The organism is Lysinibacillus sp. FSL L8-0312, from assembly GCF_038003285.1.
In the GTDB taxonomy this organism is placed as follows: domain Bacteria; phylum Bacillota; class Bacilli; order Bacillales_A; family Planococcaceae; genus Lysinibacillus; species Lysinibacillus fusiformis_D.
Genome location: NZ_JBBOOV010000001.1, coordinates 2505650 through 2522724, shown reverse-complemented (window position 1 = coordinate 2522724; position 17075 = coordinate 2505650). Strand labels below are relative to the sequence as shown.

At 37.8% G+C, this 17075-nt stretch carries 18 protein-coding genes and 1 riboswitch; of the genes, 10 read left to right on the top strand and 8 right to left on the bottom strand.

Features of this window, described 5'->3' with window-relative positions:
* The first annotated feature begins 115 nt into the window (after window positions 1-115).
* Window positions 116-1273, top strand: a complete 1158-nt coding sequence (locus MHI22_RS12800) for an exonuclease SbcCD subunit D (RefSeq protein WP_036123348.1) — start codon at window positions 116-118, stop codon at window positions 1271-1273.
* Window positions 1270-4350 carry an SMC family ATPase gene (locus MHI22_RS12795; protein WP_340812148.1) on the top strand — a complete coding sequence of 1027 codons (3081 nt, stop codon included), beginning with the start codon at window positions 1270-1272 and terminating at the stop codon, window positions 4348-4350. Before MHI22_RS12800 ends, MHI22_RS12795 begins: the two co-directional genes overlap by 4 nt.
* A gap of 41 nt (window positions 4351-4391) precedes the next feature.
* Here the strand turns inward: MHI22_RS12795 and MHI22_RS12790 are convergent, their stop codons facing one another.
* Both MHI22_RS12790 and MHI22_RS12785 read right to left on the bottom strand, forming a co-directional pair.
* A complete protein-coding gene (locus tag MHI22_RS12790; RefSeq protein ID WP_340812147.1) occupies window positions 4392-4514 on the bottom strand; it encodes a hypothetical protein in 123 nt (40 codons plus the stop codon).
* A 55-nt stretch (window positions 4515-4569) separates the two neighbouring features.
* Window positions 4570-4893 carry a DUF4870 domain-containing protein gene (locus MHI22_RS12785; protein WP_036123342.1) on the bottom strand — a complete coding sequence of 108 codons (324 nt, stop codon included), beginning with the start codon at window positions 4891-4893 and terminating at the stop codon, window positions 4570-4572.
* Window positions 4894-5020: 127 nt separating this feature from the next.
* Window positions 5021-5128, top strand: a riboswitch (TPP riboswitch).
* 136 nt (window positions 5129-5264) lie between these two features.
* Here MHI22_RS12785 and thiT point away from each other — a divergent pair.
* Window positions 5265-5825 carry an energy-coupled thiamine transporter ThiT gene (gene thiT / locus MHI22_RS12780; protein ID WP_340812145.1) on the top strand — a complete coding sequence of 187 codons (561 nt, stop codon included), beginning with the start codon at window positions 5265-5267 and terminating at the stop codon, window positions 5823-5825.
* Between the two features lie 161 nt (window positions 5826-5986).
* Window positions 5987-6742: a type I methionyl aminopeptidase gene (gene map, locus MHI22_RS12775; protein ID WP_036123336.1), complete on the top strand. Its 756-nt coding sequence runs from the start codon at window positions 5987-5989 to the stop codon at window positions 6740-6742.
* A gap of 33 nt (window positions 6743-6775) precedes the next feature.
* On the opposite strand, the gene MHI22_RS12770 is transcribed toward map, so the two are convergent.
* Window positions 6776-7489: a hypothetical protein gene (locus MHI22_RS12770; RefSeq protein ID WP_036123333.1), complete on the bottom strand. Its 714-nt coding sequence runs from the start codon at window positions 7487-7489 to the stop codon at window positions 6776-6778.
* 198 nt (window positions 7490-7687) lie between these two features.
* Between MHI22_RS12770 and MHI22_RS12765 the strand changes: the two genes are divergently transcribed.
* Window positions 7688-8512, top strand: coding sequence for a polyphosphate kinase 2 family protein (locus MHI22_RS12765; protein ID WP_036123330.1), 825 nt, complete (start codon window positions 7688-7690; stop codon window positions 8510-8512).
* 166 nt (window positions 8513-8678) lie between these two features.
* Window positions 8679-9266, top strand: coding sequence for a GNAT family N-acetyltransferase (locus tag MHI22_RS12760; RefSeq protein ID WP_051891670.1), 588 nt, complete (start codon window positions 8679-8681; stop codon window positions 9264-9266).
* A gap of 53 nt (window positions 9267-9319) precedes the next feature.
* Here MHI22_RS12760 and MHI22_RS12755 read toward each other — a convergent pair whose 3' ends face one another.
* The 3 genes from MHI22_RS12755 to MHI22_RS12745 all read right to left on the bottom strand — a co-directional run bounded on the left by MHI22_RS12755 (window position 9320) and on the right by MHI22_RS12745 (window position 11577).
* The gene (locus MHI22_RS12755) at window positions 9320-9880 is read right to left on the bottom strand and encodes a beta-class carbonic anhydrase (protein WP_036123327.1); all 561 of its coding nucleotides are present in this window, start codon (window positions 9878-9880) and stop codon (window positions 9320-9322) included.
* Between the two features lie 180 nt (window positions 9881-10060).
* Window positions 10061-10195 (bottom strand): hypothetical protein, encoded by a 135-nt coding sequence (locus MHI22_RS12750; RefSeq protein WP_255358791.1) that lies wholly within the window; start codon window positions 10193-10195, stop codon window positions 10061-10063.
* Between the two features lie 140 nt (window positions 10196-10335).
* Entirely contained in the window at window positions 10336-11577 is a 1242-nt protein-coding gene (locus MHI22_RS12745) for an aminopeptidase (protein ID WP_340812143.1), read from the bottom strand.
* A gap of 191 nt (window positions 11578-11768) precedes the next feature.
* On the opposite strand from MHI22_RS12745, the gene motA reads away from it, so the two are divergent.
* Together motA and motB are read left to right on the top strand one after the other, a co-directional pair.
* Window positions 11769-12572 (top strand): flagellar motor stator protein MotA, encoded by an 804-nt coding sequence (gene motA / locus MHI22_RS12740; protein ID WP_036123322.1) that lies wholly within the window; start codon window positions 11769-11771, stop codon window positions 12570-12572.
* Window positions 12556-13320, top strand: coding sequence for a flagellar motor protein MotB (gene motB, locus MHI22_RS12735; protein ID WP_036123321.1), 765 nt, complete (start codon window positions 12556-12558; stop codon window positions 13318-13320). Before motA ends, motB begins: the two co-directional genes overlap by 17 nt.
* 54 nt (window positions 13321-13374) lie before the next feature.
* On the opposite strand, the gene MHI22_RS12730 is transcribed toward motB, so the two are convergent.
* On the bottom strand, window positions 13375-13596 hold the full coding sequence (locus MHI22_RS12730) for a DUF1128 domain-containing protein (RefSeq protein ID WP_036123318.1): 222 nt from the start codon (window positions 13594-13596) through the stop codon (window positions 13375-13377).
* A gap of 178 nt (window positions 13597-13774) precedes the next feature.
* Here MHI22_RS12730 and MHI22_RS12725 point away from each other — a divergent pair, with 178 nt between their 5' ends.
* On the top strand, window positions 13775-14101 hold the full coding sequence (locus tag MHI22_RS12725; protein ID WP_058843701.1) for a hypothetical protein: 327 nt from the start codon (window positions 13775-13777) through the stop codon (window positions 14099-14101).
* A gap of 22 nt (window positions 14102-14123) precedes the next feature.
* Window positions 14124-15041 carry a YihY/virulence factor BrkB family protein gene (locus MHI22_RS12720; RefSeq protein ID WP_036123312.1) on the top strand — a complete coding sequence of 306 codons (918 nt, stop codon included), beginning with the start codon at window positions 14124-14126 and terminating at the stop codon, window positions 15039-15041.
* A gap of 62 nt (window positions 15042-15103) precedes the next feature.
* Here MHI22_RS12720 and MHI22_RS12715 read toward each other — a convergent pair whose 3' ends face one another.
* Entirely contained in the window at window positions 15104-17008 is a 1905-nt protein-coding gene (locus MHI22_RS12715) for a heavy metal translocating P-type ATPase (RefSeq protein WP_089934593.1), read from the bottom strand.
* Between the last annotated feature and the right edge of the window lie 67 nt (window positions 17009-17075).

Genomic DNA, 17075 nt, shown 5'->3' with positions numbered 1-17075 from the left:
AATAAGATGCTTTTTCTCTATGAAAGCCAATATTGGATAGAACTACTAAACTGCTAGAGAGCACTAGAGAGGGAATAGTCATGCTAAAATAGAAAGAAGACTAGGAGGTACAACAATGAAAATATTTCATACAGCAGATTGGCACTTAGGAAAACTTGTTCAAGGTGTCTATATGACAGAAGATCAACAGTATATTCTCGAACAATTTATACAAGCGATAGATGAGGAAAAACCAGATGTAATTGTCATAGCAGGTGATCTATATGACCGTTCGATGCCTCCTATAGAGGCAGTCAATTTACTAAATGATGTAGTAGCGAAAATTGTATTAGAGAAGAAGATTCCTGTTTTAGCGGTGGCGGGAAATCATGATAGTGCAGGTCGACTGAATTTCGGTAGTCGTTTAATGAGTGATAGCGGTTTATATATCAAGGGTCAATTTACAAAAAATCATGCACCTATTGTTTTGAATGATGAGCATGGCGAAGTGCATTTCCATCTTGTACCGTATGCAGAGCCGGCTTCTATTCGCAGCATCTTTGAAGAAGAGGCAATCCGCTCTCATCAAGATGCCATGCAAAAAATAATTGAGTATATCACGCCAGACATGGATTCAAGCAAACGTCATGTTTTTGTTGGACATGCTTTTGTAACGAAGTATGGTGAGGAAGAAGCGAATACAAGTGATTCAGAGCGACCGCTTTCCATAGGAGGCTCAGATTGTGTGAGTGCAGCTTTATTTAAACCCTTTCATTATACAGCACTTGGGCATCTACATAAGGCACATTTTGTCTTAAATGAAACCATTCGCTATGCAGGCTCTCCATTAAAATATTCGTTATCTGAGCATTTACATGAAAAAGGCTTTTTAATCATTGATTTAGATGAGCATGGTAATAGCACAGTAACTAAAAGAAAGCTTGTGCCAAGAAGAGATTTACGAGTAGTAGAAGGTCAATTAGAGGATTTATTAAAGCTCACACCAAGTGATGATTATGTATTTGTCAGATTGACGGATACAACTTCGGTGTCTTCGCCGATGGAACGCATTCGCAGTGTGTTTCCGCACGCTATGCATGTGGAACGTAAGGTATTACGACAAGAGGTGTCGCGTGAGCTACAAGTTGTAGAAACGGAAAAACTAGAGGATATTGATTTATTCCGTTCTTTCTTTACCGATATTATCGGTATTCAGCCAGATGAAGATACGGAACGCCTTTTCACAGAGATGTTACAGGAATTATTAGATGAGGAGCGAGAGACAGTAAAATGAAGCCATTAAAGTTAACGATTACTGCATTTGGTCCCTATAAAGACACTGAAGTAATTGATTTTCAAGAACTAGGGGAACATCGATTGTTTGCTATTTCTGGTAAAACCGGTGCTGGAAAAACAACCATTTTTGATGCCATTTGTTATGCCCTTTACGGATCAGGCAGTGGTGAGGATCGTCAGGATACGGCTTTACTGCGAAGTGGCTTTGCTCATGATGATATTTATACAGCTGTAGAGCTCATGTTTGAAATGCATGGAAGGGTCTATCAAATAATACGACAGCCCGGTCATATTAAAGAAAAAAATAAAACGATTACTGGGAAGAAAATAGAGTTAGCTGAAGTAAAAGAGGGAAAGCTTGATTATAGCATTGTAGAGAAGCAGCAAACGCTTGAAGTCGATAAAAAATTGCAGGAAATAATAGGTCTCACAAAAGATCAATTTAGCCAAATTGTGATGCTACCTCAAGGTGAATTTCGCAAGCTATTAACCTCAGATTCTACAAACAAAGAAGTTATTTTGCGGAAAATCTTTAAAACAGACCGCTTTGGTGTCATGACGAAAAAGCTTGATGCTAAACGAAAAGAGGCAGAGAGTGATCTACAACGTGCCAAACAATTAAAAGAACATTTACTTGGTCAAATTGACGGTGTCTTACCACAACGTTCATCAGCGTTATTCACATTAATTGCTGACAAAACGGAAAATTTACATCAACTAAAGCAGGCACTTGATGAGGAGATTATTTACTATACAAAATGTATTGAGGATGAACAGCTACAATATGAAGAAGCTTATAGCCTTCATCAAAAAGAACAAGAATATTATCGATTAGCTAAAACACTGAATGAGCAATTTGATGAGCAAGCGAATCGACAGCAGCGACTACAAATGCTGTTACAAGAGCAGGACGCATATAGCGCGAAGGAGCAGGAGATTGTTTTAGCAGAACAAGCAGAGCGACTTGTGCTACTTGAACAACAATGCATTGATTTACGTGCTGAACTTAATGTAAAGGAACAAGCTTTTCAGCAAGCACAAGTTAAGCATCAGCAAACAGAAGAGCAACTGCAGCGAGCCCAAGAAAAATATAGGGTAGAAGAGGCGAAAGAGCCTGAGCGTCAACAAATTTTGCAGCAGGAATTGCAATTATTAGCGTCATTGCCTAAATGCGAGGCCTATGAAAACAACGTGCAGCAGCTGCAAATAGCTGAGCAGTATGTTGAAACAGCAAAAATGGCGGTGGCTGATAACCTGACGTTATTGGAAAAAGAACAAGAGCAATTGCAGCAATTTTCTCAAACGATGGAAGGCTATGAAAAACAGGTTGAGCCATATGAAAGCTACTTAGAACAGTTACCGAAACTACGTGAACAGGTAGCTTTAGTCAAACAAGCTGAGAAATATAAAAGTGCCGTAGAGTTAGCACAGCAGGACGTAGCTGCCTCAGACATTCACTATCAAGAAAGTAAAAAGGCCCTTCTATTATTGCAGCAACGGTGGCTGACAAGTCAGGCTAGTATTTTAGCGGAACAGCTAAAGGAAGGGGAGCCTTGCCCTGTTTGTGGCAGTATGACTCACGAGAAAACACATAAAGAGCAACTGGAAGTTATTGAACTTGCTCAAGTGGAAACGTTAAGAGTGAAGGCTTCTTCAGACGAGCGTATGTATCTAAAGAAGGCAGCACTTTTGTCATCTACGCAACAGCTTCTTCAAGATACATATCAGCAGCTAGAAGCACAGCATATTAAACAAGAAGACCAAGCACAGCTCATCGCTACTTTACACAAGACGGAGCAAGAGATTGCGAGCTTAAAAGTTGTCCATCATCAACTAGCAGATATGCGATTAAAGCTAAAGCATCAACGTGATAGAATAGAGCAGCTTAGAAATAAACAGATGGAATTAGAGCAATATTTAGCTGAGCACATGAAAGAATGGACAAGATTACAAGCGGTTGTAGAAGAACAGCTCAAGCAGATGCCAGCCAATTTACCAACATTACAGCAATTAAAGCAACAACTTACGGATGTTAGTAAACAGAAAATGGATTTGCAAAAAACATGGCAAGAGAGTCAAGAAAATTTGCATGTCGTAAAAGAAGCGACAAGTAATGCAAAACTAACTGTAGAAATCGCCAAACAATCTTTTGAGGAATTACAGCTCAAAATGAATGAAAAGCGGCAGCAATTTTCAGCAAGCATGCAGGAAATCGGCTTTGACAGCTATGAGGAATACGCAGCTGCCAAACGGAGTGCGAGCCAATTGGAGGCACTTCGCAAAGTATGCAGTGACTATGCTTTACAGGTACATACCCTGAAAATCCAAATAACTGAAGGGGCTATGTATCTTCAAGGGAAAGAGAAGCAAGATTTAGTGATGATGGAAGCAAAAGTAGAACAACTTCGTACAGCGTATGAGGAAGCATTTAAACGTTTGCAACAGATGAATGGTTTTGCACAAGCATGCCAGGGCTTTATAAAAAAAGTAGAAGAAACAGCGAGAGAGCTTCAGTTACTTGAACAAGAAGCTGGTCGAGTAAAGGAACTCTATGGATTATTAAACGGACAAAATTCGAAAAAGCTGTCCTTTGAGCGATACATTCAAATTAATTACTTAGACCAAATTACCGATGCCGCTAATATTCGTCTTTATCACTTATCAAATGGTCAATTTGAGCTTAGACGTTCTGATAGACTAGAAAAGCATGCGAAGCAAAGTGGGCTTGGGCTTGATGTATATGATGCCTATACGGATCAATTACGTGATGTGAAAACATTATCCGGTGGCGAAAAATTTAATGCTTCCTTAAGTCTTGCTTTAGGAATGGCAGATGTCATTCAAAGCTTCCAAGGGAATATTCATATTGAAACCATGTTTATTGATGAGGGCTTTGGCTCGCTTGATGAGGAATCTTTGAATAAAGCAATTGATACATTAATTGCTTTACAGGATTCTGGTCGTATGATTGGCGTGATTTCTCATGTGCCTGAATTAAAATCAGCGATGCCAGCGGTCTTACATGTAGAAAAAACATTGAATGGACATAGTCAAACCCACTTTGAAGTGAAATAAATAAAAGGCGTATTTCCAAAACAAGGGAATACGCCTGCTGTTTATTTTTTTCGAGGAATGGCTGTAGGTGTTGTCCCTTTTTTTGCAGCCATTACTTTTTTCACGATAGGAATAACAATAGGTGCTAATTTTACGGCGGTTTTCACAACATTTGATAATTTCATTCAAAAACAGCTCCTTTTACAATTACTACTACCTGTTTCGCTTAAAAATGAAACATTAACGAATAACACGAACAGCTTGAATAATATTCCATATTACAATTCCTAGTGAGACGATGGCATAAATGGCAAACGAAACGAACCAAATAATCAACATCGTATTATTGCCTGACGTTGGATCCAAATTAAATGTAGAAAAAACAAAGACAATAAAGAACAGAATGCCGAAAACAAAAGGAATTAAATGAGAGATAAGTGCACGAATTGAATGTCTTTTTACGTCACTATCTTTCGTAATAATGTACACAATTAATGGGACGATAAAAGGGGCGAAGAAAATACTTAAATAACTAAAGGCAGATAAAATTTTTTGGTTCTCCATAGTTGTACCTCCTTTTTTAATATTTACGCATGAAAAACAGCAAAGTTTCAAAAAAATAATATATGGAAGAGGTTGTAATCCTTCTATCCTTTGCGTACAATGAGAATGTTCGAATAAATTCAGATGTAACGACCACAAGGGGAGCTGATGATGTCAGCTGAGACTGGGCACGTAATGCCTTGACTCTTTGAACCTGTAAGTTAACGCTTGCGTAGGGATGTGGATAGAAACCGACACTAGTACGATGTGAGGCTCTGTCCTGGCATCGTTTTTTCATTCTTGAGGGAATAAAAAGGTGTCAGAAAGAGACATATCAGCGCATTTCTATTCCTGCTCTTGTATCCTACATCGGAACAAAGGAGAGAATATATATGGACAAAAAAAGACTATTAATGCTTGTGGAGATTGCGATATTTGCAGCAATCGGTCTTGTGCTTGATCAGGTTTCCTTTAAAGTATGGGCACAAGGTGGCTCTGTTAGTCTAGTCATGGTACCTATTATGTTAATAGCATTTCGCTGGGGCTTAGTAGCTGGGCTAACAACTGGATTACTCGTGGGTGTAATGCAAACCATGTTTGGTGCTACGATTGTGCACTGGCTACAAGGATTCCTTGATTATGGTGTTGCTTTCACAGTTGTAGGATTAGCGGCGGTTGTGCGTGGACCCGTGTTGGCGGCTGCCAAAAATGCCAACAAAACAAAAATGGCACTTTACATTATATTAGGTACGGTACTTGCGGGCTTTTTACGATATGCAGCCCACACGATGGCTGGCGCTGTATTTTTTGCAGAATATGCTGGCGATCAAAATGCATGGATCTATTCCATCATCTATAATGGTACATATATGCTACCAGCAACTATTTTAACGGCAATTGTAGGCGTTCTTTTATTCGCAGCTGCTCCACAATTAATGCAAAGAAAAGCATAAAACATGCCCCTCACATTTGTGAAGGGGCTTTTTTGTCGCAAATAACTCTTTGCGCACTTCGCAAAGTAAGGAAGCATACAATATTTAAAGCGTTTATCGTTATACGCATAACAAGTTATGTTATATTAAAGTATAGATATTAGATGAAAGGGACGTTATACATGATTGTAAAAACGCAAGAAGAGATTGAAGCTTTTAAAAAAATAGGACGCATTTGTGCTGAAATTCGTGAAGCGATGAAAGCTGCCACAAAACCAGGTGTTACAACATTGGAGCTAGATGAAATTGCTGGCCGTATGTTTGCAGAGGCTGGCGCGATATCTGGTCCAAAGGGAGAATATGATTTCCCAGGGTATACATGTATTAGTGTCAATGAAGAAGTGGCGCATGGTATCCCCGGAAAACGTGTTATTCAAGAGGGGGATATTGTAAATATCGATGTTTCTGGTTCATTAAATGGCTACTTTGCTGACACTGGTATTTCATTTGTGGTTGGTGATGGCTATGAGGACAAAGAAAAGCTATGTCGCGTTGCCAAAAGCGCCTTTGATCGAGCAATGACAAAGGTAAAGGCTGGGTCTAAATTAAATCAAATTGGTAAGGCAGTTGAACGTGAGGCGAATGCTAATGGCTTAACTGTTATTATGAATTTAACTGGTCATGGCTTAGGTCAATCTTTACATGATGAGCCGAATCACATTTTAAATTACTATGATGCATGGGATTCTACAATTATGAAAGAAGGTATGGTGCTTGCGGTTGAGCCGTTTATCTCAGCGAAGGCAGAGCATATTGTAGAAGCTGGTGATGGTTGGACATTCATTACACCTGATAAATCACTTGTAGCTCAAATTGAACATTCAGTCATTGTAACAAAAGATAAACCGATTATCCTAACATCATTAGACGAAGAATAGAATGCAATGAAATGAAAAATCCTGCTTACCAATTTATTTTTGGTAGGCAGGATTTTTTTTAATAAATAAAATACCAACAAAGAGAACACCACATAAAAAGAAGGCGGCGGTAGTGACAAGTAGCTCATCAAAACCATTATGTAAGGCGATTCCTATATAAGCCCAAATAAAAACACTAGGAAACAAAATATCAAAGTGATGGAAACGGATATGTAGCGCAAGTGCTCCACCTAATGTCAGCAAAATTACTGCCCAAAGAGGCGTACTAAGACCAAAGCCGTTCCAACCATAAGCCGTTAACGTAAAACTGATATTCGTAATAAAAATAAATGTCATCCATGCAAAATAAATGGAGAAAGGAATACGACCCGACATTGCTTTGTCATGAAGAGGGTACGTATTATACAACATAAATAAATACAAGACTAAGAGTAATGTAATGCCAAGTGAAACAATAAATAACTCATGATGCCATACGTATATCATCAATGCTTGCAATATATTTATGCAGCTAAAAAGCGCAGACTGTTTCATAGTTGTCTTTTTGATATTCATAACTAACCAATAACCGAGTAAAAAATAAATAAGAATCCAAATTACATGACTTACACTAACTGGTGCAAATACTACAGAAAAGCGATTAGCGATTTCTAGCATAGATTGACCGTTGATATTCACGAAAAAGGATGAAAAGGTTAGGATGAGTGAGACAAGATAAGAAATTGTCATCAAGATAAACCGAGGCATGTTTTCCTCTCCCTTCGTGTTAGATTTTATAGGGAAAAGACAAATAAGTATAGTACTGTCACTATTTTTATTATAACGGAAACTTTCAACAATGTATCGTGTTGTTTTGCTCGTAATATCTACAATTTACCATCTCAATAGGCATCCATATATTTCTTTAGTACAATAAGAATATCCAACCAAAAGGAGTGAAGTTTCATGGCACAAAATTTGAAAAACCTAGACCTATCCATTGAACTAGATAAAAAGATGTATAAAAAGAAATTAAAAGTACTCCAATATGAAATGTTGAATGCACAGCAGTTTTTACTAAAAAACAAAATAGGTTTAATCTTAGTATTTGAAGGAATGGATGCTGCTGGCAAAGGTGGCGCAATCAAACGATTGATTGAACGTGTAGATCCGCGCGGTTATGTGGTACACCCTATCTCAGCTCCACAGCCACATGAATTACGCTATAACTATTTACAAAGATTCTGGAGAAAATTACCGCAGCATGGACAAATCGCTATTTTCGACCGCTCATGGTATGGACGTGTACTAGTAGAGCGTATCGAAGGCTTTGCAACAAAGGATGAATGGTCTCGTGCGTATGAAGAAATTAATAATTTCGAGAAAATTTTAACTGCGGGAGATTACATAATTATTAAGTTCTGGCTACATGTTTCAGATGAAGAGCAATTAAAACGCTTTAAAGAACGTGAAGAAAACCCTTATAAATCTTGGAAGCTAACAGACGAGGATTGGCGGAATCGAGAAAAATCACCACAATATATTGAAGCGGCGAATGCAATGTTTGACAAGACAGATAAAAAGGATGCTCCATGGATTTTAGTTGCTGGAGACGATAAAAAACATGCGCGTGTTCAGGTGCTTCAAGAAACAATTGCACATATTGAACGTGAGGCTCAAAAACGTGGTCTTCATCTAACAAATGTATTAGCTAATGGACAGCTAGAGGATGCTGATTCATCCAGTTTAGAAATAATAAATGAGAAAAAGCAAGAACAAAAAACAAAATAATAAAATGGTGCTGCTGTAACAATAAGACATGAGCTGTTTTAGTTGTAGCAGCATCTTTTTTTACATACAATGAAATAAAACTAGGGTTTACAATCATTAGATTGTAGCCAATGTGAACAGAGAATGAGAAATGTACTGATATTTATTGGAAGGCTAGTGTGGAGAAATGGTGCTTAAAATTTGGAATTTATTAAGAAAAAAGGGTGGGAATGTGGTAACGATAAAGGGGGAAAAATGCTACATCCGCACATTCCAAGAAAAAGATGCACGAAGTTTATCGGGTCTCGTAAGCCGCAATAAATACTTTTGGTCTGTATACGAGCCACTACAAAAACCTGAATATTATACAGTTGATGCTCAATATAAAAAAATTCAAGAGAGTCTCTATTTAATGGAGTCAAAACGAGAATTTACTTTTGGTATTTTTGAGCATGGAACAAATAATCTAATAGGGCATATTGCACTTTATGCTGTAAAACGCTTACCGTACTCAAGTGCATTTGTTGGCTATGCGATGGATGAAATCTATGTAGGCAAGGGAATCGTCACAGAGGCTGTAAATATGGTGGTGAGATTCGCATTCGATCAAATTGGTTTACACCGTGTAGAGGCATATGTCTCTACACAAAATAACCCCTCTATGCGCGTATTAGAGAAGGCTGGATTTCAACAAGAGGGTCTGCTAAGGAGGCTACTGTATATTAATGGCCGATGGGTAGATCACTATATGTATGCGCGTTTAGAGGATGAATAGAAAAACAAGTGCCTATCCTTCACGAGAGATGGGCACTTGTTTTTTATTAGCTATTATTTGCTACCGTCTTCAATTAAATCAAGATGACCTGTATTCGGATCAATGATTAAACCATGAACAGGAACGTCTTTCACCATTAATGGGTGATTACGAATCGTATCGACACTTTTCTTAACACTTGTTGCTACGTCACCGAAACCACGTAAAAATTCTTTTAAATCAAAACCAGAATATTCCAACATTTTGATTGTTTCTGGATCAATACCCCTTGTCACCATTTCACTAAGCATAGCATCAGGGTCAACTGCACTCATTCCGCAGTCATAATGTCCAACGACATACACTTCATCAGCTTGTAGGCCATAGACAGCCACTAATAAACTACGCATAACTGCACCGAAAGGATGGCTCACTAATGCGCCAGCACTTTTCACTATTTTTACATCGCCATTCCGCAAATTCATAGCTTTTGGTAAAAGCTCTACAAGACGAGTATCCATACAAGATAAAACAACAATACGTTTATCAGGATATTTTGTAGTGATGAATGGTTCATATTTCTTTTCTTGTACAAACTCTTTATTAAACTCTAAAATATCTTGTAACATTGTCATGAATATTGCTCCCTTCCTTACAAAAAATATTTTAGAGCAAAACGTTCAATATGCAAACAATAAAGACTTTTTTCAGATGATTTTTACAATAAAGAAGCAGTTTCCTACGCTTTAATAGATGAAAATAACTTGTAAGTGATAAAAAAACAGCTACCATTGCAGTAGCTGTTTTTTTATACATTAATATTCTTCGTTTGGCTTTGGATCTACAGTTACTGAAGACTTGCTATCTAAACCAACTTGTAGGTAGTGGATGAAGAATCCCGTTGAAATTAATAAAACTGCTGAAAAGCCAAGAACAGTTGTAATGAACATTATTAGAGCTCCTCTCTACTTAAATGATCTACTAAACTTCCCTAAAACAATTATACAATAGGTTACTAGGAAAATCTAAGGATAATTTATGACAACCTTAACATACTTAGCCTAGAATACTATTAGTAGGAATGGATTATTTAGATTGCCCAATTTCCATCGCGGAATATTGGGTCTATTTGATCATCATGAGTAATTCCATCTATATTCATCTTATCCGATCCAATCATAAAGTCTACATGTGTCAAGCTTTGGTTAAGACCATGTGCACTTAATTCCTCAGAAGTCATTTCTTTACCACCCTCAATGCAAAATGCGTAGGCACTGCCAATGGCTAAATGATTCGAGGCATTTTCATCGAATAATGTATTGTAAAATAATAAATTAGATTGTGAAATAGGTGATTGATGTGGAACTAATGCTATTTCACCAAGATAATGAGCACCCTCATCTGTTTCAATAAGGGAAGCTAAAATTTCTTGTCCTTGCTCTGCCTTCACGTCAATGATACGACCATCCTTAAATGTTAAAGTGAAATGATCGATAATATTGCCTCCGTAGCTTAATGGCTTAGTACTGGAAACATACCCATTAACACCTGTTTTTAAAGGGGCTGTAAAAATTTCTTCTGTAGGCATATTGGCCATAAATGCTTGGCCCTGTGTATTAATACTACTGCCACCTGTCCACACATGATGTGTAGGTAACTCAATAGTTAGGTCAGTGCCTGGAGCAGTATAGTGGAGCGACTTATATTGCTTCCCATTTAAATAATCAGCTTTGCTATGTAATTCCTGATCGTGAGCATGCCAAGCTTCTATAGAATGTTCAACGTCAATACGTGTCGCTGCAAAGATGGCTCCCCATAATGCATCCATTTGTTGTTCCTCTTGTAAGTGAGGGAATACTTTTGCTGCCCAGGCTTTAGATGGAGCAGCGATAACTGACCAACTAAATTTATCAGACTGTAGCGATTGATAATAGTTTGCTAATGCTTTACCAGATGCTTTTTGGAAGGCCATGATTCTGTCACGCTCTATACCTTTTAGTAAATCTGGATTTTGTGAGCTAATGCTTAAGAAAGCGGCTCCGTGTTCAACCAACCATTCACGCTCTTGCACTTTCCATGGCGGGAAGAAATCAAATGAGTCTTTTGGTGCTCCCTCATAACGAGCACGTACAAGCTCGTCATCCGATAAATCGACAAATACCTGTTTTGCACCATTTTTATAAGCTATTTTGGTAATTATTTGCGCCAATTTTAGGTTATCAGTCGAACAGCTTATATAAAGATACTGACCTTTTTGGATATTTACTCCTACTTTCACAGCTAATTCGGCATATTTTAGTAATTTTGTGTTAAATGATAATAACAAATTCATATCCCCTTTCGATATAAGACAGTTTAGTGTAATATTCTTAATTCAATATAATCAAAAATGGTCGAAATGTGAATAAAAAGCATTAATTACATCGAAAAATAAGTGAAATACATTTATACTAGGAATATATATATTTAAAATATGGAAAAACAGACGAAAATAACAGTAATAGTAGATTTGGAGGTTCTAGGATGGATAAATCGTCGATTATAGGGTTAATACTTGCCTTAGTAGCACTATTAACGGGGATGGTGATGAAGGGTGTAAGCTTAAGTGCATTTTATAACCCTGCAGCCATTCTAATTATCATTTTTGGTACTATTTCAGCAGTAACAATTGCCTTTCCAATGCAAGAGTTAAAGCGCGTACCGAAGCTATTTAAAATTCTTTTTAAAGAAACGAAATTAGCGAATGATATAGAAATTATTAAAATGTTTTCACAATGGGCTGACTTAGCTCGTCGTGAAGGACTATTAGCACTTGAAAGCAAGGCTTCTGAAATTGAAGATCCATTTTTAAAAAATGGTCTTACATTAGCAATTGATGGTCAAAATGCTGACTACATCCGTGATGTACTAACGGAAGAAGTGGAAGCAATGGAAGAGCGTCATGCTAGTGGGTCTGCTATTTTTACGCAAGCAGGTACATATGCACCAACTTTAGGGGTTCTTGGTGCAGTAGTAGGGTTAATCGCCGCATTGGCTGATATGAACGATATCGAAAAGCTTGGACATGCTATTTCGGCTGCTTTCATGGCTACATTACTCGGTATCTTTACAGGTTATGTTTTATGGCACCCATTTGCGAACAAGTTAAAGCGTAAGTCTGCTTTAGAAGTAAAACAAAAGAGAATGATGATTGAGGGTATCCTTTCAGTATTAGAAGGGGAGGCTCCACGTGTAATTGAACAGAAACTATCATCATACTTAACGATGGAAGAACGTCGTCAAATTTCTGGTGAAAGCGGGGCGGGTGGCCTTGGCAAAGAAAGCTAAGAAAAAAAAGCATGATGAACATATTGATGAATCTTGGTTAGTTCCATACGCAGATATTTTAACTTTGCTCTTAGCTGTGTTTATTATTTTATTTGCCTCAAGTTCAGTTGATCAAGAAAAGTTAGAGAGAATGTCGGCGGTATTTAGTCAAGTATTTGACGGGGGAACAAGCTTTCTAGAGCAGCCTGCACCAGTACCAAGCCCGAATGCAGATAGCGACCAAACGCCACAGCAAAATTCGGCCTATTTAAAGGATCAACAAGAGCTAGCAGCTATTAAAGATAGTGTGGACAACTTTATTGCAGTTAATGAGATGGAAGGTCAATTTGCAACTGAAATGACAGATGAGGGATTGCTTGTAACTATCCGTGATAGTATTTTATTTGATCCTGGTAAAGCAACGATTAAACCAGAATATATTCCAATTGCAAAAGAGCTTGCGGATGTATTAGTGTCTAATCCACCTCGTAATATTGTTATTACAGGTCATACAGATAATGTGCCAGCTGGCCCTAACTTCTCATCAAACTTGGAGTTATCATTAATGCGTGCGTCTAATTTTTACATGGTATTATTAGATAGTAATTCACAATTAAAGTCTGAGAACTTTAGTGCGAAAGGCTATGGTGAAAACCGAGCGATTGCTCCAAACGATACAGCAGAAGGTCGTGCACAAAACCGACGTGTAGAAGTGCTTATTCAGCCATTGGTTACCGAAGATGGTTCAGAAGCAAAAAATACACAATAATAAAAAGCTATTAGCGGCTGACCAATCGTCATATGCTAATAGCTTTTATTTACTTTACTTACGTAAAGACCCCAATTCAGCAACAATCGCTTGCATTTCACTTGGGCTAAATGTTTCTCTTTTCATCACCATCTCATATAAATACACTAAATCTTCATAATTAGCTTCATCGAAATGTTCTGATTTCATTGCATCAACATTCACCATGCGTAGCTTGTCCTTCATTTGATCCACCATATACACTACGTTTTCCTTAGACGGAACTGATAAATCCATTTTTTACCCTACCTTTCATAATCCTCGCACATATCATTTCATTGAATAAAAAAAATGTCAACTCCGTATTTGAGCATTGCTTTAAAAATAGACTGTTATTGGGTAGAATAAGTGCAGGAAGCTGTTTATTTATGAAATAATAGGGAATATGCAAATACACAAGCAGGGGGTTATAAATATGGGCCAGAGTAAATTATTAGCTTCAATCGTAGCAGGAGCAGCAGTTGGTGCTGCATTAAGTATGCTCGATCGTACAACGCGTGAAACAACAATTGCTACAACTAAAAAAATGAAGGAAGCCATCACATATTATGCATCAAATCGTGAAGAACTACAGGTGCTAGTGGAGGAAAAAGTGCTGGCAGCAAAAGTGCTTTGTGAAAGCGTGTCTGATAATGTTAACACGATTGCTGAGAAGGTTGATGAATTTAAAGAATTACCTTCCACAATACAAGGGATGATTGAGGACACGAAATCAGCCTTTACTTTACCTGAAAAAGAGTAAAGGAAGCTTTAGGAGGAATTATATGGAAGGAAAAAAAGCAACAATGCAAAATGCTTTTGGGTTCGTAAAGTCGTTTGTCTCTCCTGAGGAGGAATCGATTGACGTGATGACATCCAAAGGCTTTGTTCAAGATTTAATAAGTCGGCTAAAGCGAGTTGAAATATCTGCGCTTGCTGCACAATTGGCTTATTTCTTTTTACTATCGTTCTTCCCCTTACTTATTTTCTTAGTGACGCTATTACCGTATCTAAATTTAGAAACGACACAGGTCTATTCATTTTTAGTGAATATCTTACCAGATGAAGTGTATAAGCTGATTGAAAATACGCTGAATGAGATTTTGACAAATCGAAATAGTAGTTTATTGTCCATCGGGGTTCTCGGTACAATTTGGTCTGCATCGAAAGGTATTAATGCGCTTATTCGAGCTTTAAATAAAGCCTATGATACAGAGGGGAGAGCTGGCATATTGGATAGAGGGTTGTCACTGGTTTTTACAATCGCTCTTGTAATTGTGATGGCTGTCGCTCTCTTACTACCAGTTTTTGGTCAGCAAATAGGGCATTTCCTATTTTCAATCGTTGGAATTGAGGAGCAATTTGAATCTATTTGGCACAAATTAAGATGGTCAATACCACCTTTACTTATTTTTATCGTTTTAATGGGAATCTACTGGGTCGTTCCAAATACAAGCCCGCGTTTAAAAATAATGGGTGTATGGCCAGGGGCGATGTTTGCGACACTTGCCTGGTTAGCAGTCACATATGGTTTCTCTTTCTATATTAATAATTTTGCAAATTATTCTGCTACATATGGTAGTATCGGTGGTGTCATTATTTTAATGCTCTGGTTATACTTTACGGGGATTATTATCATCTTTGGTGGGGTATTAAATGCTACCATGCAAAAAAGGGCACTACAAAAAGAACTTCATGAGTAAGGAAATAACAATAAAACAAAATGAGCCTCGCTTTTCTTTATGAGAAAGGCGAGGCTTTGTCATTAGATATTTTTATTGAGCATGCGTAAACCGTTTAAAATAACTAGAATTGTACTACCTTCATGTCCGATTACACCTAAAGGTAGGTCGACTACTTGTAAAAAGTTAGAGGCGATTAATAAAACAATAACACCGATAGAGAAGAAGATATTTTGTTTTACAATACGCTGCATTTTACGAGATAGGCGCACAGCATAAGCAATTTTGGATAAATCATTTTTCATTAACACAACATCCGCTGTTTCTAATGCAACGTCTGTTCCTTCACCCATCGCAATGCCAGTAGTTGCCGTAGCTAATGCAGGGGCATCGTTAATACCGTCGCCGACCATTCCAACAAATTGATGTTGTGTAAGTAGGCGTTTCATTTCAGTAACTTTTGTTTCAGGTAGACATTCTGCTACATATTCGGTAACGCCAGCTTCCTTTGCAATGACTTTGGCTGTTTTTTCATTGTCACCTGTGAGCATTACTACTTGAATACCGAGATCTTTTAATAGAGCTACAGCCTTTTTAGCTTCGCTGCGTACAGTATCTTTTAGAGCTGTTAAGGCAACAATACCATGCTGATCCCGAATAAAAATAACTGTTTTCCCTTCTGCGGCAAGTTTTGTAGCTGCACTATTTGCAAAGTCATTGGCAAGCTGAGTACCAACAAACTCAGGTTTCCCTACTTGATACTCCTCATTGTGGATCGTCCCTTTTATACCCCAACCAGGAATATCCTCGATTGTTGCCTGTGGTAATGTGTTAATTCCTTCTGCTTTAGCGTATGTGGTAATGGCTTGAGCTAGTGGGTGATTGGATTGCGATTCAATCCCTGCAAGCTTTGCTAAAGCTAGATTACGATCTACGCCTTCTCGGACAATAAAATCTGTAACAACTGGTTTACCCTGTGTTAAAGTACCTGTTTTATCGACAGCTAAAGCACGTAAAACACTGAGATGCTCTAAATGTAAGCCGCCTTTAAAAAGCACACCATTTTTTGCACCATTTGAGATGGCTGCTAGTGTTGCAGGCATAATTGATGCTACGAGTGCACAAGGGGATGCAACCACCAATAACACCATTGCTCGATAAAATGTCGTTGTCCAATCCCAGCCGAGTAAAAAGTGGGGAAGGAACATCATTAAGGCAACACCTAATAACACAAATTTTACATAAGACCCCTCAAATTTTTCGATGAATTGTTGTGAGGGAGATTTTTCACTTTGCGCACTTTGGACAAGTTGTATAATTTTTTGGAAAAGTGTTTCTGAATTTGCTTTGGTCATTTCCATTGTAATAGCACCATTTAAATTTACTGTGCCTGCAAATACTTCGTCACCTTCGATTTTTGAGACAGGCAGCGGCTCGCCACTAATAGCCGATTCATCAATAGAAGACTGTCCTTTGAAAATAATACCATCTGCTGGAATGCGTTCACCTGGTTTAATTAATAAATGATCGCCGATATTTAACGTGGACACAGACACTTTCATAGGTTCAAATCCGCCACGCACTAACCAAGCTTCTTCTGGCTGTAAATTCATAAGTGCTGATATTTCACGATGACTTTTATTCATTGCATATGTTTCAAGTGCACCACTTACTGCGAAAATGAAAATAAGAATAGCTCCCTCTGTCCAATAGCCGATTGCTGCAGAACCAATGGCGGCTAATACCATCAATAGCTCTACATTTAATTTTCGATCTTCAATCGTTTCTTCAATGCCCTCTTTTGCTTTTGCGAATCCACCTACAAAAAATGCAATTAAATATAGTAGAACTGAAGCAGTTGTTTGTCCGCTCGTATCTAAACGCCATGCAAGTAAGATGAAAATGCCCGCCATCAATGCAGCGATCAATTCAGCATGTTCTTTTGTTTTCTCAATTAAATTTATATTTTCTCGATTAGAGTATTCCATCTATATCCCTCCTGATAATGAAAATCAATATCAAAACCTTTATAAATTAATATTTACTAAAGTTTTT

Coding starts and splice junctions, on each gene's coding strand:
- thiT (WP_340812145.1), top strand. CDS start 5,265: ATGGACAAAAAAAGACTATTAATGCTTGTGGAGATTGCGATATTTGCA.
- motA (WP_036123322.1), top strand. CDS start 11,769: ATGGATAAATCGTCGATTATAGGGTTAATACTTGCCTTAGTAGCACTA.
- MHI22_RS12770 (WP_036123333.1), bottom strand. CDS start 7,489: ATGCCTCGGTTTATCTTGATGACAATTTCTTATCTTGTCTCACTCATC.
- MHI22_RS12795 (WP_340812148.1), top strand. CDS start 1,270: ATGAAGCCATTAAAGTTAACGATTACTGCATTTGGTCCCTATAAAGAC.
- MHI22_RS12765 (WP_036123330.1), top strand. CDS start 7,688: ATGGCACAAAATTTGAAAAACCTAGACCTATCCATTGAACTAGATAAA.
- MHI22_RS12715 (WP_089934593.1), bottom strand. CDS start 17,008: ATGGAATACTCTAATCGAGAAAATATAAATTTAATTGAGAAAACAAAA.
- MHI22_RS12790 (WP_340812147.1), bottom strand. CDS start 4,514: ATGAAATTATCAAATGTTGTGAAAACCGCCGTAAAATTAGCACCTATT.
- MHI22_RS12755 (WP_036123327.1), bottom strand. CDS start 9,880: ATGACAATGTTACAAGATATTTTAGAGTTTAATAAAGAGTTTGTACAA.
- MHI22_RS12800 (WP_036123348.1), top strand. CDS start 116: ATGAAAATATTTCATACAGCAGATTGGCACTTAGGAAAACTTGTTCAA.
- MHI22_RS12785 (WP_036123342.1), bottom strand. CDS start 4,893: ATGGAGAACCAAAAAATTTTATCTGCCTTTAGTTATTTAAGTATTTTC.
- MHI22_RS12760 (WP_051891670.1), top strand. CDS start 8,679: ATGGTGCTTAAAATTTGGAATTTATTAAGAAAAAAGGGTGGGAATGTG.
- MHI22_RS12725 (WP_058843701.1), top strand. CDS start 13,775: ATGGGCCAGAGTAAATTATTAGCTTCAATCGTAGCAGGAGCAGCAGTT.
- MHI22_RS12730 (WP_036123318.1), bottom strand. CDS start 13,596: ATGGATTTATCAGTTCCGTCTAAGGAAAACGTAGTGTATATGGTGGAT.
- map (WP_036123336.1), top strand. CDS start 5,987: ATGATTGTAAAAACGCAAGAAGAGATTGAAGCTTTTAAAAAAATAGGA.
- MHI22_RS12750 (WP_255358791.1), bottom strand. CDS start 10,195: ATGTTCATTACAACTGTTCTTGGCTTTTCAGCAGTTTTATTAATTTCA.
- MHI22_RS12745 (WP_340812143.1), bottom strand. CDS start 11,577: ATGAATTTGTTATTATCATTTAACACAAAATTACTAAAATATGCCGAA.
- MHI22_RS12720 (WP_036123312.1), top strand. CDS start 14,124: ATGGAAGGAAAAAAAGCAACAATGCAAAATGCTTTTGGGTTCGTAAAG.